General features: G+C 64.5%; 19 protein-coding genes and 1 pseudogene. 12 read left to right on the top strand and 8 right to left on the bottom strand.

The genetic code is table 11. From position 1 onward, the window contains the following. Window positions 1–100: 100 nt before the first annotated feature. Together BMW89_RS07215 and BMW89_RS07210 are read right to left on the bottom strand one after the other, a co-directional pair. Window positions 101–880, bottom strand: coding sequence for a class II aldolase/adducin family protein (locus BMW89_RS07215; RefSeq protein ID WP_092024117.1), 780 nt, complete (start codon window positions 878–880; stop codon window positions 101–103). A gap of 184 nt (window positions 881–1,064) precedes the next feature. Further along, window positions 1,065–2,714: a glycosyltransferase family 39 protein gene (locus tag BMW89_RS07210; protein ID WP_092024115.1), complete on the bottom strand. Its 1,650-nt coding sequence runs from the start codon at window positions 2,712–2,714 to the stop codon at window positions 1,065–1,067. A 312-nt stretch (window positions 2,715–3,026) separates the two neighbouring features. On the opposite strand from BMW89_RS07210, the gene BMW89_RS07205 reads away from it, so the two are divergent. Continuing rightward, window positions 3,027–3,890, top strand: coding sequence for a DUF308 domain-containing protein (locus tag BMW89_RS07205; protein ID WP_177195887.1), 864 nt, complete (start codon window positions 3,027–3,029; stop codon window positions 3,888–3,890). A gap of 172 nt (window positions 3,891–4,062) precedes the next feature. Then, window positions 4,063–4,479 (top strand): Ros/MucR family transcriptional regulator, encoded by a 417-nt coding sequence (locus BMW89_RS07200; RefSeq protein ID WP_092024111.1) that lies wholly within the window; start codon window positions 4,063–4,065, stop codon window positions 4,477–4,479. Window positions 4,480–4,621: 142 nt separating this feature from the next. Here the strand turns inward: BMW89_RS07200 and BMW89_RS07195 are convergent, their stop codons facing one another. After that, a complete protein-coding gene (locus tag BMW89_RS07195; protein ID WP_092024109.1) occupies window positions 4,622–5,050 on the bottom strand; it encodes a SufE family protein in 429 nt (142 codons plus the stop codon). A 68-nt stretch (window positions 5,051–5,118) separates the two neighbouring features. Next, window positions 5,119–5,538, bottom strand: coding sequence for a DUF5330 domain-containing protein (locus tag BMW89_RS07190; protein ID WP_092024107.1), 420 nt, complete (start codon window positions 5,536–5,538; stop codon window positions 5,119–5,121). 410 nt (window positions 5,539–5,948) lie between these two features. Here BMW89_RS07190 and BMW89_RS07185 point away from each other — a divergent pair, with 410 nt between their 5' ends. The 4 genes from BMW89_RS07185 to BMW89_RS07170 all read left to right on the top strand — a co-directional run bounded on the left by BMW89_RS07185 (window position 5,949) and on the right by BMW89_RS07170 (window position 9,753). Beyond that, on the top strand, window positions 5,949–7,814 hold the full coding sequence (locus tag BMW89_RS07185; protein ID WP_177195886.1) for a PAS domain-containing sensor histidine kinase: 1,866 nt from the start codon (window positions 5,949–5,951) through the stop codon (window positions 7,812–7,814). Continuing rightward, the gene (locus BMW89_RS07180) at window positions 7,807–8,523 is read left to right on the top strand and encodes a peptidoglycan-binding domain-containing protein (protein ID WP_092024103.1); all 717 of its coding nucleotides are present in this window, start codon (window positions 7,807–7,809) and stop codon (window positions 8,521–8,523) included. The genes BMW89_RS07185 and BMW89_RS07180 overlap by 8 nt, the downstream gene beginning before the upstream one ends. A 55-nt stretch (window positions 8,524–8,578) precedes the next feature. Continuing rightward, window positions 8,579–8,923 carry a DUF1491 family protein gene (locus tag BMW89_RS07175; RefSeq protein ID WP_092024101.1) on the top strand — a complete coding sequence of 115 codons (345 nt, stop codon included), beginning with the start codon at window positions 8,579–8,581 and terminating at the stop codon, window positions 8,921–8,923. Window positions 8,924–9,036: 113 nt separating this feature from the next. Then, a complete protein-coding gene (locus BMW89_RS07170) occupies window positions 9,037–9,753 on the top strand; it encodes a hypothetical protein (RefSeq protein WP_092024099.1) in 717 nt (238 codons plus the stop codon). On the opposite strand, the gene BMW89_RS07165 is transcribed toward BMW89_RS07170, so the two are convergent. Beyond that, window positions 9,750–10,727: a DUF2336 domain-containing protein gene (locus BMW89_RS07165; protein WP_092024097.1), complete on the bottom strand. Its 978-nt coding sequence runs from the start codon at window positions 10,725–10,727 to the stop codon at window positions 9,750–9,752. The genes BMW89_RS07170 and BMW89_RS07165 overlap by 4 nt on opposite strands. A 251-nt stretch (window positions 10,728–10,978) precedes the next feature. Between BMW89_RS07165 and BMW89_RS07160 the strand changes: the two genes are divergently transcribed. The 4 genes and pseudogenes from BMW89_RS07160 to BMW89_RS38555 form a co-directional block, all read left to right on the top strand. Then, window positions 10,979–11,167, top strand: coding sequence for a hypothetical protein (locus tag BMW89_RS07160; RefSeq protein ID WP_045006458.1), 189 nt, complete (start codon window positions 10,979–10,981; stop codon window positions 11,165–11,167). 15 nt (window positions 11,168–11,182) lie between these two features. Beyond that, the gene (locus BMW89_RS07155) at window positions 11,183–11,944 is read left to right on the top strand and encodes a hypothetical protein (protein ID WP_092024095.1); all 762 of its coding nucleotides are present in this window, start codon (window positions 11,183–11,185) and stop codon (window positions 11,942–11,944) included. 160 nt (window positions 11,945–12,104) lie between these two features. After that, complete coding sequence (locus tag BMW89_RS07150; RefSeq protein ID WP_143062725.1) at window positions 12,105–13,892, top strand: WG repeat-containing protein; 1,788 nt, start codon at window positions 12,105–12,107, stop codon at window positions 13,890–13,892. A 208-nt stretch (window positions 13,893–14,100) separates the two neighbouring features. Continuing rightward, window positions 14,101–14,238, top strand: a pseudogene (locus BMW89_RS38555) (MBL fold metallo-hydrolase); the annotation flags it as partial. Between the two features lie 34 nt (window positions 14,239–14,272). Here the strand turns inward: BMW89_RS38555 and BMW89_RS07135 are convergent. The 3 genes from BMW89_RS07135 to BMW89_RS07125 form a co-directional block, all read right to left on the bottom strand. Then, window positions 14,273–14,854 carry an amino acid synthesis family protein gene (locus tag BMW89_RS07135; RefSeq protein ID WP_092024091.1) on the bottom strand — a complete coding sequence of 194 codons (582 nt, stop codon included), beginning with the start codon at window positions 14,852–14,854 and terminating at the stop codon, window positions 14,273–14,275. An 8-nt stretch (window positions 14,855–14,862) separates the two neighbouring features. Next, window positions 14,863–15,726, bottom strand: coding sequence for a fumarylacetoacetate hydrolase family protein (locus BMW89_RS07130; protein ID WP_092024089.1), 864 nt, complete (start codon window positions 15,724–15,726; stop codon window positions 14,863–14,865). A gap of 98 nt (window positions 15,727–15,824) precedes the next feature. Continuing rightward, window positions 15,825–16,526, bottom strand: coding sequence for an FCD domain-containing protein (locus tag BMW89_RS07125; protein WP_092024087.1), 702 nt, complete (start codon window positions 16,524–16,526; stop codon window positions 15,825–15,827). Window positions 16,527–16,635: 109 nt separating this feature from the next. Here BMW89_RS07125 and BMW89_RS07120 point away from each other — a divergent pair, with 109 nt between their 5' ends. After that, window positions 16,636–17,628 (top strand): zinc-dependent alcohol dehydrogenase family protein, encoded by a 993-nt coding sequence (locus BMW89_RS07120; protein ID WP_092024085.1) that lies wholly within the window; start codon window positions 16,636–16,638, stop codon window positions 17,626–17,628. Between the two features lie 16 nt (window positions 17,629–17,644). Further along, window positions 17,645–18,550, top strand: coding sequence for a VOC family protein (locus BMW89_RS07115; protein ID WP_092024701.1), 906 nt, complete (start codon window positions 17,645–17,647; stop codon window positions 18,548–18,550). Window positions 18,551–18,554 lie beyond the last annotated feature (4 nt).

Below are 18,554 nucleotides of genomic sequence, written 5' to 3'. Positions count from 1 at the left end.
GAACTCACCCCAAACAAAAACGCCGCCCGGAATTGGGCGGCGTTTCATTCCGAAACGTGCAGAGGGTGTTGAGCCTACCCTACACGAAATCCGCGGAATTTCAAGATCGGTAGCCCGGCAACTCGCGGTCGAGCTTGCGTAGCAGCGGCGGCCACACCAGGTTGGTGGCCCGCAACTCGGCGCGGTCGCGGTTGGCGAGCAGCTCGGTGTTCTTCTCGATCGCGATCTCCTCGACCGGATAGACCGGCGTGCCCAGCGCGCGGGTACGCACCTGCATCGAGCAGGCGCGCTCGAGGTGATACATGCGCTCGAAGGCGGAGGCGACCGAGCGGCCGACCGTCATCGTGCCGTGGTTACGCAGCAGCATGTGATTGTGGTCGCCGAGATCCTTCTGCAGCCGCGGCCGCTCGTCGTGATCGAGCGCGATGCCTTCATAGTCGTGATAGGCGAGGTCGTGGGTGACGAGCTGTGCGGTCTGGTTCAGCGGCAGCAGGCCTTCGGCTGAGCTCGACACCGCGGTGCCGTCGAGGGTGTGGAGATGCAGTACACAGCCCGCGTCCTCGCGGACCTCGTGGATCGCCGAATGGATGGTGAAGCCGGCCGGGTTGATGCTGTACTCGCTCTCGGAGAGCTGGTTGCCGTGCAGATCGACCTTGACCAGGCTCGAGGCCGTGATCTCGTCGAACATCAGTCCATAGGGGTTGATGAGGAAGTGATGCTCGGGACCCGGCACGCGGGCGGAGATGTGGGTGTCGACCAGATCGTCCCAGCCGTAGAGCGAGACGAGGCGATAGCAGGCGGCGAGATTGACCCGTTGCTGCCACTCTGCCTCCGTCATGTTCGACGGCACTTCCTTCAGGCGGGCTTCCGCTGGTGACATGGCTGGTCTCTCCGAAACATCGTTGTTGCGGGGAGGGAGCCTAGTCTTGGGTGAGGCCGGCGGCAAGGCGGTCAAATCGCAGCTGCCAAGCGTAGCCCGCATGAGCGAAGCGACATGCGGGAATCCCAGCCGAAGTCCCGGATATCGCTTTCGCTCATCCGGGCTACGGCTCAGGAGAAAATTATTACGGCGCCGGGATCGAGAGCAGGCTGGAAATGCTGCTGCCGCGGATGTCGTAGACGCGGGCGAACACCACGTCGTCGCGCTTGATCTCGACCAGGACGGGCGCGGTCAGGCCCTTGCAGTAGAACTCGCCGAGCGTCATGGCGAAGTCAGCGGCATTGGAATCCCAGCCGATGGTGAAGTCGGGCCCGAGCGCGACCTGGGCGGGGCGCTGCGGACCGCACACTGCGACCTTCCATTTGCGGTTGCGCGGTGGACTTTCCTGGCGCTCCACGAGCTGCTCGCGCAGCTCATCCGAGGCCTGCTTCAGCGCGAGGCCCCAATAGTCGAGCATGAAACGGTCGTCGGCGGAGCGCACGGTGCCGGCGATGTGGTTGAAATGCGTATATTGATAGGGATGCAGCCGGATCATCTCCGCGAGCGGCAGTGCGAGGCCAAAGCAGAAGGTCGCGAGCACGACCGGCTGCCAGGCACGATGATTGGCGCGCAGGCGCTCCATGGTCCAGGCGAAGGCGACGCCGCCGAGCACCGCCATCGGCGGAATCACGAAGACGAAATGGCGGATGCCGTTGTAGAGCGCTGGGCGCTTCACCATCGCGATCGCGAGCGGCAGAGTTGCGGCCAGCGTCAGCATCAGGAGGATGGTCTTGCGGCGCGCCGGAACCTCGCGGCGCGGCAGCATCGCGAAGGTGCTGAACACCGCGCCGCCCATCAGGATCAGCATCACCTCGGACAGCTGAAGCGCAAATAGCGTCGGCAGATAGGACCAGGGCATGTCGGGCACGGAGACGATCGCGCCGTCGAACATCTCCTTCCAGGGCTTTTCGAAGAAGTGCGAGAAGTAGGTCAGCGCCTCGAAGGGATTGCCGGGCTCCATGATCGACCACGGCCAGATCAGGCCCATCACGAGATAGCCGAACGCGAGGCCGGGCAGCAGCACGTAGATGACATGGGCGAAGCGGCGAGCTGCTTCGCGGACGCCTTCAGTGCGCAGTTCCTCGAGGAACAGCGGCATGAAGCCGATGATGGCGTAGACCAGCGCGAGCCCGCCAAGGACGCGGCAGCCGAGCGAGAGGCCGGCACCCAGGCCGACGATCAGGATGGTGCGCGGCGAGGGCTGCGGATATTCTTCGGCGAGCCGGACCAAGCCTAGCATCAGGATGATCATCGCCACCGCGAAGGGCGCATCCTTCGGGTTCATGAACATGTGGCCGTAGAAGATCGGGCAGAGTGCGAGCAGCAGCAGCGCCGCGAGCCCAGCAAGCGGTCCGCCGATTCGGCGGCCGAGCCGCCACGTCACCGCAAGTCCGATCAGGCCGACGATCGCACCGACCAGACGGCGCGTCTCGAACAGCTCGAGTGGAATGACCTTGTGGAGGAGGGCGGCGACCATGTCGAAGCCGCCGCCGTACATATAGAGGTTGGCAAAGGAGAGCGCCGCGGTGTCCCGGAAACCGGAACCGTACATGCGCAGCAACAGATCGGCATATTCAGCGTGGGTGTAATCGTCCCAGCCGAGCCCGTAGTCGCGGAAGGTCAAGCCTGCGATGACGGCGACCGCAGCCAGCACCAGCATGGCGAGATCGTCGCAAGTCCGTTCAACCGAGCGCCGCAGTGGCGTGTCGATCGCCGACGTCGTGATGGATGTCATGGCTATTGGTGACCCGGAATCCCCTCTTGGCCCTGCCGGTGCACGCGGGCCACTTCCCCGGAATCCCTATAGCGCAGTTCCATTACCAAGTAATTGGGCATTATGGCTAAATTCCTGATGCGACGCAGCAAATCCTTGCAACTGGGAGCACACTAGCAGTAACGATCCGGAGCTGAAGGGAATGTGAATAAGTCCCTGATTTCCTTCCTCTAAGGAACGCTGCCAACAATTGGCCGTTGGCGAGGAACACAGTATGACGGTATCGTGGCGTAGAGGATGTCGCGCTTGGACGCGCGGCTTGGGGTGGGTTCGATGACCTTGGCATTGTTGATCGCGGGCATCGTCGCCACCGTGGCGGGCCTCCTTGCGGTCGCTTTTGGCTTTACCGTCAGGGAATTCAGCCTCGGCAGCACCCTCATAATCTCCGGCACGATCGGCGTCTGCTCCGGAATGTTACTGGCTGGTCTCTACGTCGTGGTCGCCGAGCTGAAGGGCATCGCCCGCCGGCTGGCCGGCGCACCGTCCGAGGTTCGGGTCAGGCCCGTGCTGCCGGGTCTCGCGACGCCTGGAGCTGCGGTGCCCGAGCCGGGGCTTGCTCCGGCGATGCGGACCGAGCCAATGGCCCCGCCGGCGCCCGCCGCGCCGCCGCCATGGCAAGGCGAAGCACCGGCGCGGGAGCGACCGCGGGTCGAGCCGTCGCCAGCGTCAGAACCAGAGCTGCAAACGTCAGCCGCCGATCCGGAAGCGCCGCGCCGGCGCAATTTGATGTTCGCCTCGACCTCGCGCAAGGAACGCGAACGCGCGGAGGCAAAGGTCACCGACGGTACGCCATCGCAGCCGCATGCAGAGCCCGCCGCCCCGGACACGCCGCCCGCGAACTTCGACGATGCCTGGCCGAAGCCGGACCGGATGCGCCCGCCTGAGCCGCCGCCCGCCGCCCGCCGCCCACCGCCGCGTTCGCCATCGACCTTTGCCGAGCCTTCCGCGCCGCCGCGCGCACCCGAGCCGGAGATGGAGGTCGACCAGGCGCCGGTGACCGTGCTCAAATCCGGAATCGTCGACGGCATGGCCTATTCGCTCTATTCCGACGGCTCGATCGAGGCGCAGATGCCGGAAGGCATGATGCGCTTTGCCTCGATCGACGAGCTGCGCGCGCATCTCGACCAGCGGTCGTGAGCGGCGCCGCGCTCAAGTAAAGCGCCGCTGCTGTTGTCACGACGTCAATATTCAGCTCATAGTCGTAAGTCGTCTTATTTCAGCCGAACGTATTGTTGACACGGAATACTGTGGCGTCGTCAATCCCATGAGACGCAAGGTTTAAGGCAAGGTTTTAAGGAAGGGCGGGCCCATGTCGGATGCCGGGGCTAAGAATTTCATTGAGCTGACGGCGAGCATCGTGTCGGCCTATGTCGGCAACAACCCGACGCCAGCCGCCGAGATTTCGAACCTGATTAGCCAGGTGCACGGCGCCCTGGTGCGGGTTTCGTCAGGCCGCGCCGAGACGACGCCACTCGAACCGGCAAAGCCCGCGGTGTCGCTGAAGAAGTCGATCGCGCCGGACTATCTGGTGTGCCTCGAAGACGGCAAGCGCTTCAAGTCGCTGAAGCGCCATCTGCGCACCCAGTACAACATGACGCCGGAGCAATATCGCGAGAAATGGGGCCTGCCCGCCGACTATCCCATGGTCGCGCCGAACTACGCGGTGGCGCGCTCGCAACTGGCAAAGCAGATGGGCCTGGGACAGCAGCAGCGGAAGCGGAAGTAGGCTTGTTGTTTCATCCGCGCAATCAGCCCTCATCCTGAGGAGCCCGCGGAGCGGGCGTCTCGAAGGATGGCTACGGGCGAGAGCAGGGCCTGCATGGTTCGAGACGGCGCTTCGCGCCTCCTCACCATGAGGGGCTTCTTCGTCACGACGCGTCCGCGAGCGCCTCTTTCGCGTCGGTCTTGATGCGCTCGACCATCGAGCGCAGGCCGTTGGAGCGCTGCGGCGAGAGATGATCGCGGAAGCCGAACTCGTTGAACACCGCGATCGCATCGGTGGCGAGAATCTCCTGCGGCGTGCGGCCGGAATAAAGCGAGAGCACGATCGCGACCAGTCCGCGCACGATATGCGCATCGCTGTCGCCGCGATATTTTAGGACCGGCGCGCCGCCATCGCGATCGACCAGCTTCTGAAGCCAGACCTGGCTGACGCAGCCATTCACCTTGTTGGCGGCGGAGTGCTCGGCCTCGGCCATCGGTTCCAGGGTGCGGCCGAGCTCGATAACGTACCGGTAGCGGTCGTCCCACTCGTCCAGAAGCTCGAAATTGTCCCTGATTTCGTCGATCGTGGTCATGCTGGCCCAGTGTTCCCGTTCGGGCCAATATAGGGACGGAAAGCCGTGAAATCGATAGGGTTTCGGCCTTAATTCGCCGGTACCGGGCCGCGCCATTCCAGCGCGAGGTCGTCCTGGCTCAGGGTGTCGCGCGGCGTCTCGCTCGATGCGGCATCGCCTTCACCGGCCAGCGCGATCGAGCCGGTGTGGTCGGGCGCCTTCTTGTCGGGCTTCTCGAGCTGCTCTTTCTTCTCGTTGATGATCTGGTAGATCTTGCGCGCGCCGTCCTGGGCGCGCTGGCCGATGATGGTCGCGGCCTGTCCGCCGACCTCGCAGGCCGCCGGCTGGCGCTTGCAGAACTGGGTCATGTCGGAGACGGCCGCGGTCGCAGCCTGCACCGCGTCGGCAGCACCGATCTGCGGCAGCTTCTCCGATTCGGGTGTCTTGTCCCGCGGAAGGAGCACCAGCACCAGCCCGAGCCAGAATGTGATGCGGAGCAGAAAGCGCATCTTATCGACCTGTACGTTAGATCCCGCCGCGGCGATCCCCGCAGAGCGTGTCGGACCTAGCAACTCTCGATAAATCGCAAGTGATTGCCTTCCGCTTAATTCGCGGAAAATTTACGCAAAAATTGTCGGAAGTCGCAGTCTCGTAAATTTTCGATTGACGCCGGTGCCCGTAATTCCGCCGGGTTCACATATCCACCAATTCGAAACCATGAGAAGGAAGGTGAAACCCTGTGTTCACCATCCTCGCTGAAGACGTCGTCAAATCGTCTAAAAAGCTTCGCGATGACACGGTGTCCGGCCGCACGCGGCATCGCCTTAGCACTCGTTTAAGGTCGCTCTGACACGGTGGCTCAACGATAAGGAGGCGTTCCGGCGCGTCTTCTCGACGAGTGAGCCGAAGCGCGAGACCCGTGACAGTTTTGAGTATCATCCGCGATTGTCTCGATGCGTTGCTGCATCCGTCCGCGCGTTACGATGCGCTGACGCGAGCACGCCATCGTGCCTTCATGGCGCCGCGGCTGCTGGGCAGCCTGGCGGCCTTTGCCGCATTCCCCGTTTATCTCGCCATGCGTGGCGCACCGAGCGCGGTCGAGGTCGCAGCCTTCGCCTGGCTGATCGCGCCCATCATGCTGTCCTGGTTCCTGTCGCGCACCGGCCGCTACGAAGGCGCGCATGTGCTGTCCTCGCTGGCGCTCGCCGGATTGATCATGGCGGTTGCGGTCACAACCGGCGGCATCGAATCATTTGCTGCGGTCTGGCTGGTCGTGGTTCCCCTCGAAGCCGCGCTGTCGGCCTCGCGCCGCGTTGCGGCCTTCGCCTCGTTGCTCGCGCTCTCCTGCGCCGGAATGCTGATCCTGGTCAGCCAGCTCGGCTGGCTGCCGGTGGAAGAGTCGGGGGCCGCGCAGCGTGGCGTGCTGATGGCCTTCGGCGTCGCTTCGGCCACTCTTTATGCCGCGGGCCTTGCCTTCGGCGCGGAATCGCTCGCCCGCACCAGCGTCTCGCTGCTGTCGCGCGAGGAGGAGCGTTATCGCCTGCTCGCGCGCAACATGAGTGACGTCATCTCGCGGCATCAGCGCAACGGCGCGGTGCAGTTCATCTCGCCGGCCGCGGAAGTCATGCTCGGCATGCCCGTCGCGCAACTGCTCGCTCACGGCCTGTTCGACCGCGTTCATGTCGCCGATCGTCCGGCCTATCTCACGGCTTTGTCGGATGCCGCGCGCGGCGACGTGCGCAGCGTCGAGTTCCGGTTGCGGCGCGAACCTGTCGGCTCCGAGCGCAATCAGGTCGATTTCATCTGGGTCGAGATGCGCTGCCGGCCGCTCGAACAGGATCCGGGCCGTGATGCCACGCGCGAGGCCGAAGTCGTCGGCGTGATGCGCGACATCACCGATCGCAAGCTTTCCGAACAGACGCTCGATCAGGCACGCAGCGCGGCAGAAGCGGCCGATGCCGCCAAGACGCGCTTCCTCGCCACCATGAGCCACGAGCTGCGTACGCCGCTCAACGCCATCATCGGCTTCTCCGAGATGATCGCGCAGGAGCAGACTTTGATGCTGGGTCCGGCCCAGCGCAAGGAATACGCCCAGCTCATCAATGATTCCGGCCTGCATCTGCTGTCGGTCGTCAACGGCATCCTCGACATGTCGAAGATGGAATCGGGCAATTTCGAGATTGCGTCGGAGCCGTTCGCGCCGCGCGCCTCGCTGATGCATTGCTGCAATCTGCTGGCGCTGAAGGCGCGGGAGAACGGCATCGACCTCATCACCGACGCGCCGCAGGATTTGCCTGTGATGACCGGCGATCCCAGGGCCTTCAAGCAGATCGTGCTCAATCTCGTCGCCAACGCCATCAAGTTCACCGAGCGCGGCGGCCAGGTTTCGGTGACCGCCGCGGTGACGGGCTCGCAACTCACGTTGCGCATCAGCGACACCGGAATCGGCATTGCGCCGGACGATCTCAAGCGCATCGGTGCGCCGTTCTTCCAATGCGGCAAGACCTATCAGCGCCGCCACGAAGGTACCGGTCTCGGCCTTTCGATCGTGAAGAGCCTCGTGGCGTTGCATCTCGGTGAAATGACGGTACAAAGCAGGCTCGGCGAGGGCACCGCCGTCACCGTCAAGCTGCCGCTCGTCTACACGCCGCCGCAAGTCAAGCCGGCCGAGAGCAAGATCGCGACGCTGACGCCGGTGCTGCGCCAAGAACTACATAACGAGCTACATAACGAACCTCACGACGACCTCCAGGATCAACCTGCTCCGGTGAAGAAAAGTGCCTAAGAAGTCTGCCAAGGACGAAGCTGCTCCGCGCCGTCGTGGCGCCAAGGGTGGAGCTAAGGCTGCGGTCATCGACGTCGAGACCGAGCGCAACCTCGTGATGCGCGTGCTCCTGCACAGCCCCAAGGACACGCTGGCCGGCCTCGTCGCCGTCGCCGCCATCAGCGCGATCGTCGCAAATGCGCTGTTCCTTCAAACCGGCCGCCATCCCGCGCCGATGTTCGGCACCGTGATCAATCTTCCCGCGCCGTCGCCGGTGCCGCTGTCCAATCCCATGCCGCGTCCGCGCCCCGTCGGCGCCGATACCTCGCCGCTCGAGCCGAAGGCGACGGAGTTTCGCGTCGAGCCGAAACCTGCTGAGAAGGCCCCGGAAAAACCGGTCGAGGCGACCGCATCGACACCGCGCTCGGGCAGCGATCCCATGACCAATCTGGTCAAGCAAACGACCTCAGTGCCGCCTTCCGTCGCCATTGCGCGTCCGCCCGCGCCGATCCCGGTGCAGCAGAGCCCGGCCGGAAAGCGTATCGCCGGCGTGCAGCGCGCGCTGTCGGAATACGGCTACGGCAATTTGAAGATCACGGGCGCGATGGGCGCCGAGACTCAGTCCGCGATCCAGAAATTCGAGCGCGAGCACAAGATGCAGGTCACCGGCCAGGTGTCCGACCGCCTGCTGCGCGAGCTCGGCGCCGCGATCGGTCATCCCGTCGAATAAGCGTCATTCCTGCGAAGGCTGGTGCTGATCCCGGCACTGGCCTATCGTGCTTTCCATGCGTTTGAAATCAAACATCTGGGTCTCAGCCTATCTGCGCCGGTGCCAGACCGAGGGCGTGTTCGGCGCGGTGCGCCGTCGCGGCGCCGAGGAGGCGGGCGCGGTGTTCGTCAAGGTGTCGCTGCTCGATGGCAACGCGATGCTCTACGTGCCGGCGCCGCAGACCTCCTATGATGACGGACGGCCGGTCGATCGCTTTTTTGTCCCGCTTGCGCCGCAGCCGATGCCGGAGCAGGCGGTCGAGGAGCGGCTGACCAAGGAAATCCGCTTCGACTCCGATGCCTGGATTGTCGAGACGGAGGATCGCGCGGGGCGGCATTTTCTGGAGCTGGCTCGGAGCTGACAGTCCGAGCATCCGAGGCCTCACGCGATAATGACAATCGCAAGTTGTGCTGCTAGCTTTCGGTCCTGAATGAGTCTGACATCTCCCTCTTATCCAGGACTAAGATGAGTAGTGTGGAAGCTGAATGGCCTTGGCGGAAAGGACCGGATGAGGTGGGATGCAATCTCGCCCTCGGCCATCTCCTCGAGAACCTGCCGCGCCGGCTGACAGTCAACGGTCGAATCCACGCCGAAACCTACATCTCAGCTGTCGGGGCGATCGCAGGGTACGCCGCGCAAAAGACGCTGTTTGCCGAGAGTCCGCCTGTGATGGGTGTCAACATCAACCGCGTTGGCGTGGCGTCCGGCGAACAGTATTGGTTTGGTGACACGCTGAACTTTATGCTGGTCCCCAAGACCGATGCCGACGCGAACCGGTGCGTCTGGTCCCTGGCGGCGGGCGGCGCGGTGAGTGCCGGCATGCAGGGACAGCAGATGCCGGGGCTTGATGCGATGTTCAAACACGTCGCCTCGACGATCGGCGGGACAAGCGAAGGCAAGTCCTCGGTCGTTGTGCAACACCAGGCCCATCTGCCGGCGCGCGAGCTTCTGAAGGCGGTATGGCCGTTGGCTCTCACGTGCTTTTCGGGAAAATTTCCGGGTGCTGGTCGCGAATATCCGGCTGCTCCCGTGACCTGGTGGTCGGCTATCGCCGCCTATGCCTCAAACCGTCCCATTCGAGATGTGAAAGATGTGCTTCCGCCAGACATTGCGCTGACACTGCTGATGGAGACCGCCATCTATTGCAGCAAGCTCGACCAATCGAAAGTCGAGGGGGCGTCGGCGTCCTAGCGATCCGACGATCCGTCGGTGCCTGTCCGCACCGCAGGCGCGGAGCCGGGCTGCACCGTCGGCCGCGTCTGGCTCGCGCCCGCACGTGCGCGCTGGCGTTCGCTGTCGTGCAGCGAGGACTGATACTTTGCGCGCGTGACCGCGAGTGTCGAGCCGCGCCAGGCCGCCAGCATCACCAGTGCCGAGCGATCGCTGAGGCGGTCATAGAGCCGCGACAGCCGGTAGACCGCATCCACCGAATTGCCGATCTCCGGCTTGAAGAACAGCAGGATGCGCTGGAAGTTCGGGCTCGGCATGTCGAGCGCGCGGGCGGCAATTGCGAGCGCCTCGCCGCCGGCATCGTCGACGATCTGGGCTGCGACACGCGAGGGCAGGATCAGGCTGTCGCCGAGCTCGTAGGTGAAGCTCTCGATGTCATTGGCGATCGCCGCCATCTCGAGAATCTGGATCGCGCGCTTGGCGTGCACGGTCGGAATCCGCGGCGCGGCCTTCAGCGGCGTCTGCGCCAGATTCTGCAGGATCAGCGCGCGCTGGGTCGCGTCGGCGCGGAAGAACATGTCGTGGATCTCGGCCGCTTCCTTCGGCTGCATCGCCATGTTGGCGGCCATGCGCTGCTCGGCCTCGGTCGGCGTGCGCACCAGGGAGGGCGCCTGCGGGCTTGCGGGAATCTCGCGGGCGAGCGGAACCCTGCGGCCTTCCTGGGCCGCGACCAGTCCGAGTTTCTGAAGGACCGGGACCGGCGTCTGCGGATAGATCGCGAGCTTCGCCTTGACGGACGAACGCGTCGCATCGTCGACCTGGTCGATCAGCCGGGTCGCGAGCGCGATGAACTGGCGCTGCTCGTCGTCGCTGTGTGTGGGCGCCTGGACGTAAAGGTCCGTCAGCACGCGCAGCAGCGTCGGCCGAACATCGACGCCTTCGCGACGGGAGAGGGACATCAGCCCGTCGAATCCGGGAAACAGCGACTTGGTCATGGAGATACGCGACCTGAAAAGATACTCGGCCCAAGCCTATCGCAAGCTCCTTTAAAGGCTCGTTAAGGAAAACGAGGCGTGAAGCCGGTCCCGCAATTCAGCGGCATATCGTGCCGCAACGGGACGGCGGCGCCGGGCCCGTGCGGTTACGGTCCAAAGCCCATGTTTACACCCCGTTAACCATAAACTGATCCTAATGCCCCTCATGTTGCAGGGGCGCATTTCATCGCGCGGCAATTGAGAGAGCTGACATGGGGACCATCATCGAATTTCCGGCCGGTCGCCGGGTAGGCTCATCGGGGGACGTCACGCCGCGCGCGGACATGGGGATGATTTTGATCCTTCCCGTGATCCGCATCGAGCGCGAGGCGGACGAAACCAGCGGCGATCGCGGGCCGGAAGCGGGCACTGCGCCGGGGCGCCGTCGTCGTCGCCGCTGACGTCAGGTTTCTGCAATGCCGGGCGCCATCCGCCATATCCGGCCTTTCGGTACGGCCATCCTGCTCGCAGCTGTGGGCGCGAGCCTTGCCGCCTGTAGCGGCGGCGATTTCGGCCGCACCCGCGAAAGCATGCGCAGCGACGACATGCATAGCTGGCTCGGCGCCGAGGTCACCGGCAGCCTCGGCCTCAAGCCGTCGCAATTCCAGCTCACCGACGAGGAGCGCCAGCTGCGCGACCTCGCTTATCCCCTGATCGAGCCGCCGCTGTCGCGCCCCGCATGGAAGAGCGTGTTCGGCGACTACAAGGCCTTGCCGTCGCCCTGGCAGCAGAAGGTCGTGTTCGACCGCACCATGTATGGCCGCACGCTGATCGACGAGCCGCACCGCTCGCATTCCTCGCGCTATGCGCAGATGATCGAGGACGTGCGCAACGACATCACCCGTTTCGAGCCGTTCTTCGCCTCCGCGATCCGCGTCATCGATCTCGACAAGAAGCGCAATGCCAGCATGGCGCGCGTCTCCGCCCTCTCGCCAAAGGAGAAGGAGGATGCGGTCGCGCGCATGCAGGAGAACTCGCTGATCATCCAGTGGGTGCAGCAATGCCTGGAGCAGCGCGTCTCGTCCTATCGCTGGGGGCTGGAGCGCCTGGTGATCCAGGCGCCCGACAGCATGGCCGCCGATGCCGATCGCCTGATCGGCGAGCTCGCCGCCCAGACCACCAACCCGCCGGTCGCGGCGCAGCCCGCCTACGGGCGTGCGGTCATCTCGAAGGGCTGAAATCGTATCCGGGCTGCGGTTACGCTGACGGGCTATTTTAGCGCAATGAGGTAACGGTCGATTTGGCAAAAGCGCCAAATGACTGACACCCGCGTCAGGGAAGAGCTAAAAATCGCCGAAGTTGAGCCTATCGTGTCAGGCTCGTCGGAGGTTGTCGGCCTTGAACGCTCATTTTCGTCGGCTCCTTGGTATCGCCATTGTCCTTGCGGCAATGCCGGCCGTTCGTGGGCAATCCCCCGGACCTCTGCCCTCTGCCATTGCGTCGGGATCTGACGATCTGGAAAGCCAGGCCCGCAAGCAAGGCGCGACCCTGATTCCCACCTGCAGATTCGAAGGTGCCCGCTGCGGCTATATCGATCGCAGTGGCAAAACCGTCATCGCACCGCAATTCGATTGGGTCGATCTCTTTGTTGGCGATCGCGCGCTGGTCGGGAGCACCGGGAAGTATGGTGCGATCGACATGACCGGCCGTTACGCGGTTGCGCCGACTTATGCGTCGATGAGCAGGTTCGATCGCGGCCTCGCGCTGGTCGTCGTCGGAAATCAGTTGGGAGCAATAGACCAGGATGGTCGCACGATTGTGCCGGCGGAACACGGTGCGATCATGCGCATCGCGGAAAACGCCTTTCTGGTCGCGGAGCCGCCCTATGCCAGCCGCCGGCAACCGGATTTGTCGAGGGACTTCGCTCCCTATGCATACGGCACGCGATGGGGCATCGTCGCCAGCGGCGGGAGCTGGATCGTCCGGCCGACATTCGCGCAAGTGAGTCTGCTCTCAGACGATCTGAGCGGCCTCTTCTGGGCCAGCAGCTCCACAGGCGCACCGGTCCGGTGGCAGCTGATGGGGCGGGATGGAGCGCCCGTCAACAACGAGGTGTTCGACAACGTCCAGGGAATTCTGGCGGGCCAGGACCGCGCGGTCGTGCAACGCGGCGGGCGCTGGGGCGCCGTCAACGACAAGGGAGAGATCGTAGTCGATCCGAAATTCGACTGGCTCGGATATTTCCGCGACGGCTGGGCTCCCTATCGGCTCGCAGGATCGGAGGGGCGCATCGACCGGGGCGGCGAGATCCTGTCGAGCGCAGTGACCCAACCATCGATTTCCAGCGGCAAGCTCGGCGCCGTTGTCAATGGCAAGTCGCTGTATACCAACCAGGCTGGCACGGAGCTGCTCGGCTCCGATCATCCGAAGTGTCCCGACGGCCGCCATCTTCGCTTCGAGCAGGGCCGCTGGACGATCGTGACGGCCGACGAGCGGCCTGCGCCGGATGTGGCGTTCCAATATGTGAGCCTTGCCTGCGATGGCCCCTCGATCGTGAAGCACGACGGCAAATGGGGTTTCATCGCGGTCGATGGCAGGCTTTTGGCGGAGCGGTACTTTGATCGCGCCGATGCATTTCACGACGGGGTCGCCATGATCGTCGAGAACGGACAATGGGCACTGATCGGGGACGACGGATCGCCATTGCTCGGGCCGTTGAAGCTTGCCAGAGCCACGGCGACCAGCGGCACGGGGGAATACAGCATCGAATTTGAGGAAGGTTTTCGGACGCTCGACAAGGCACTGCTGGCTACACTCGTGCGCGATCCCAGTGTCCTGACGCGTCGTCTTGCGCCGCGCCTGCCGTGGTCCGAAGGGCTCGCGGCACAGCTCGACGACAAGACCGGCAAATGGGGTTTCATCGATGTGACGAAGAATTTCGTCATCGCGCCGCAATTCGATGCAGTGGGGCCATTCCGGCACGGCTCTGCCTGGGCTGCATTCCCCGACCGTCGCGAATGGTGCCCGATCGACAAGACCGGAAACGTCACGCCCGGTGTCCCCTGTGGGTGCGGCCAACCGCTCATCATTATCGAGCGCTATACACCGCCGCCCAACGTCGCATGCTATGACGATGGTATTCGCATCGTTCGCGGCGCCCCAGTGATCCGCGGAACGGCGCGCTAGCAGCTGGCTCGCCAGCGCCTTCGGTCAGAAGAGTGCCGGATCTGTTTCGGCTTGCGCCGCTGCCTCTGAAGCTTCCCGACAAAATCCTTCAGTGCGTCTACCAGCTGGGCCGATGCGCGGTAGGCGAGCCCGACCTCGCGCCTGACCTTGACCTCGATCTCGCGCACCGTGACATCGGGATTGCCGCGCGCAAAGCCTTTCCGGGGCGATGGCGATTGCGATGCCGACGCCGGCGGCGACCAGCGCCATGCCGGATGAACACGTGCGCCACGTGCTGCTGACCCATCTCGACCGCGATCACGCCGGCGGCGTGCCTGATTTCCCGCATGCCGCGATCCATGTCCATCGCGCCGAATACGACATGGCGGTGCTGCGCAAGCTCACCTCTGCCCGTCGTGCACCGAGATATCCGATGCCTTCAAGCCCCCGATGCGTGCGTGAGGCCGGCCGCCGGTCGCCATCACTAGCCCGAAGGCGATCTCGTCGCGCCGTGGTGAATCCCACAGCGTCATCTCCGCGGTGCCGAAATGGCTGCGGACATAGGCGGCGTGAATATGGCCCAGCGGCACCATGAGCCGCGTGCCGGGACCGCCGATGGTCTTCGCCGCCGGAACGATCGCCTTGGGCTGACCCAGCACCTCGCGCATGCCGTGGCCGCCGGCTTCATGCCAGACGGCGCCGTGCTCGAGCTCGCCGTCCTCGCCGACGATGATGCCCTTGCCATAGGCCTCGACGTGCGACGCACCGCCGAGCTGTGCGATTAGCCGCGTCGCGAGCTCGCGCCCGAGCTCGCGCAAGGACGCCTGAAACGGCATCAGATCAGGTTCGAAGCGGCCCGCGAAGGGATTGCGGATGACCGCGACAGCTGTTCCGACCAGCAGTGGCTTTTCCAGGCGCGGGCCGCGCTCATGCCAGATGGTCTCGACACTGAGCGCAGTCTTGCGAACATCATACGAGGACATGCGCGGCTCTAGGCTTCGTCGACGACGGGATTACTGAGCACGCCGATGTTCTCGATCTCGACCTCGACCACATCGCCGGGCTTGAGGAACACCGGCGGCTTGCGGGTGAAGCCGACGCCCGCCGGCGTGCCGGTGGCGATGACGTCGCCGGGGACGAGGTCGAAAATGGTCGAGGCATATTCGATCAGCCGGGGGATCGAGAAGATCAGCATCGAGGTGTCGGAGGATTGCACCACCGCGCCGTTCACGCGCGTCTCCAGTTTCAATTTGGTGGGATCGCCGATCTCGTCCGGTGTGACCAGCCATGGTCCGAACGGGCCGGTGCCGACGAAGTTCTTGCCGGAAGCGATCTGCTGCGCATGGCGCTGCCAGTCGCGCACGCTGACGTCGTTGTAGATCGAGTAGCCCGCGACGTGGTTCCAGGCGTCGGCCTGGGTGATGTGGCGGCCGCCCTTGCCGATGACGACGGCAAGTTCGCCCTCCCAGTCGAAATTGTCCGAGACCTTTGGCCGGATCACCGGCGCGTTGTGCGCGACCTGGGAGCGCCAGACCCGCAGGAAGATCGGCGGGAATTCGGTGATCTCGCGCTTCATGCCGAACGCCACCGCCTCCTGGTGGTGGTCGAGATAATTGCGCACGGCGCAAACGATCTTCTCGGGACGCGGGATCACCGGAAGATATTTGACGTCACTGAGCGCCATCGTGGGCTTGTGGGCGGCGACGATGGATTCGCGGCGGGCGTAGTCGTCGCTGCCGAGGAAATCCGCGAGAACAGGATATTGGGGCAGGGCGCGGCCGAGATCGACGATTCCGTTTTCGACAACGGCGCCCCAACTTTCCCGATTTCCGTCCAAGAACGACAGCAGCTTCATGGTTTCGCCCCGAAGGTTGGTATTTTCGATATGCTCTATTATTTTCGAAAATAATCGCGAGCGCAAGCCCGCCTTGTGCCAAAAATGCCGATGCGGCCCTATTCGGCGTCGAGCAGGTGCCCGGCGTATGTCGCGACGTTGTCCGCGGTCGAGCGGATATGCGCCTCGATCAGTTGCACGGCGAGATCCGCATTGCGCGAGATCGCGGCCTGCATGATCGCCTGGTGCTCGCCGGCCTTGTCGCGCGGGCGGGGGCGGAAATTGGCCGACAGGTGCCGATAGCGCTCGGCGCGGTCGAACAGCTCGGCGCGGATGGCGAGCAGCGTCGCCGAGCCGCAGGCGGAGACCAGCGCCTGATGGAATTGGCGGTGGGCGATCTTCCACTCGGGATCGCGCAACGGGTGCTCGGGATCACGCTGCTCGATCCGCTTCAATCTGTGCAGCGTTGAGATAACGGCGATTTCCCAGTCGTCATCGCCCTTTTCGATCGCGCGGCGGATCAACTCCACCTCGATCAGCACCCTTGCATCGGTAACTTCCGTGAGGTCCTGGCGGCTGACCGGCGCGACGCGAAATCCGCGCTGCTCCTGGGCATCGACGAGCCCTTCCGCGGCGAGCGCGGTCAGTGCCTCGCGCAGCGTCGTAAAGCTCGCGCCGAACCGTTCGCGCAGGACATCGAAGCGCAGCGGCTCGCCCGGCGCGACGGCGCAGGCGATAATCTCCTCGCGCAGCCGATGGGTGATGTCGGCGGCGATGGTCTTGCCGAATTCCTTGCGGGGGCGAATGGCGCTGTCGGGCATGGCTCTGCCAATGAATCGATGCCTCAACATGCCGCGCCAACGACCATCTTGCAATAATTTTCGTAAACGGTATGATTTTCGAAAATATAGTCTGGGGAGCAATGAAATCATGAGGGCTGTGGTGGTGCGTCAGCCGGGTGGGCCGGATGCACTCGAGGTGGTCGAGCTTCCGGTGCCCGTGCCGGGCGCAGGCCAGGTGCAGATCCGGGCCGAGGCGTTCGGGGTCGGGCAGCCCGACGTGCTGATCCGGCGCGGCGTCTATAAATGGATGCCGCCGCTGCCGGCCAATCCCGGCAACGACGTCGCCGGCCGCATCTCCGCGCTCGGGCCCGGCGTCGAGGGATTTGCCGTCGGTCAGAAGGTGCTGCTGAGCGCGCGCGACCTGTCCCAGCGCGGCGGCTGCTACGCCGACTATGTGGTCGCACCAGTGGATGCCATTCACGCGCTGCCCGACAATGTTGATCTGCAGGCGGCCGTGTGCCTGTCGAACTACCAGGTCGCTTACGCGCTGCTGCACGAGTGCTGTCATCCACGCGCGCCCGCGAGCGTGCTGGTGATTGGTGCGGCCGGCGGCGTCGGCACCGCGCTGGTGCAACTGGCAAAACTCGCACAGATGAAAGTCATCGGCACGGTCTCGACCGACGAGAAGGCTGCGTTCGCGAAGGCGAACGGCGCCGATCACGCCATCTTCTACCGCCGCGAGGACGTCGTGGCGCGGACGCGTGAGTTGACGGACGGCGAGGGCGTCGGCCTCGTGCTCGATCACGTCTGCGGTCCCGAATTCACCGGCTATCTCGGCGCGCTCGGCAAATGGGGCACGCTGCTGTCGTACAACGCCTTCGCGGGATTGCCGGAAGAGAGTTTGATGGCGGCAATGCGCGACCATCTCGACATTTGCCCGGCGATACGCTGCTTCTCTTTCCACATCTACGACCACGATCGTGACGGGCGCCGCGCCCTGATGCGCAGCGTGATCGAGGCGCTGAGCCGCAATGCGATCAAGCCGGCGATCTCGGCGGTCCTGAAGCTCGACGAGGTGAGGCAAGCCCATACGCTGCTTGAGCAGGGCTCCGCGCTCGGCAAGATCATCATGACGCCATGAGGGGATGGACCGCACGATGACGACACCAGCACCCATTGCACGGTTCACGCGGCTCCGGCACGCGACCTTCACCTCGCCCGATCCGGAGCGGCTGCTCGACTATTACCGTGGCGTGATCGGTCTTGGCCTCGTCGGTCGCGACGAAAACCGCATCTTCCTCGCTAACGATTGCGAGCAGCTCTCGCTCGTGATCGAGCCCGGCGACGCGGCGCTGAAGAGCATCGCCTTCGAGATATCGCCTGACGTCCAGATCGAGGCGCTGGGCGCCGCGCTGAAGCAGGCTGATTTGCGGCCCGAGCTTCGCAGCGATCCGCTGCCCGGCGTTTCCAGGCTGCTGACCTTCAGTGATCCCGAAGGCACGCGCTTCGAGCTGATCCAGGGCTGGACACCGACGCCCGCGCAGGAGCGGATCGGCGGGCTCGCCGTGACCAAGCTCGGCCATGTCGCCCTTCGCACGCCCGATCCGCGCGCGGCGTCGGAGTTTTATGCGAACGTCATGGGCTTGCGGGTCTCCGACTGGATCGAGGATCGCTTCGTCTTCATGCGCAGCGGCTTCGAGCATCACACGCTGAACTTCGCCCGCGCGCCCGATCGCGGCCTGCATCATTTTGCATTCGAGCTGCGCGGCCCGACCCACATGCACCAGGCGTGCGACCATCTCGCGCGGCACAAGCTCCCCGTGCTCTGGGGACCGGTTCGCCATGGCCCCGGGCACAACACCGCGATCTATCACCGCAATCCCGACGGGCATCTGGTCGAGCTGTTTTGCGATCTCGACCGCATGACCGACGAGGTGCTCGGTTATTTCGAGCCGCGCCCCTGGCACCGCGATCGTCCGCAGCGCCCAAAGGTCTGGGTCGGCCTGCCGCGCGACGTCTGGGGCATGGCGCCATCACCGGAATGCACGGAGTTTGCCCGCTAGGCAG

It is taken from the genome of Bradyrhizobium sp. OK095, assembly GCF_900109945.1.
Taxonomy (GTDB): domain Bacteria; phylum Pseudomonadota; class Alphaproteobacteria; order Rhizobiales; family Xanthobacteraceae; genus Bradyrhizobium.
Note: the sequence above shows the minus strand (reverse complement) of the source record. Positions and strands in the feature narration are given on the sequence as shown.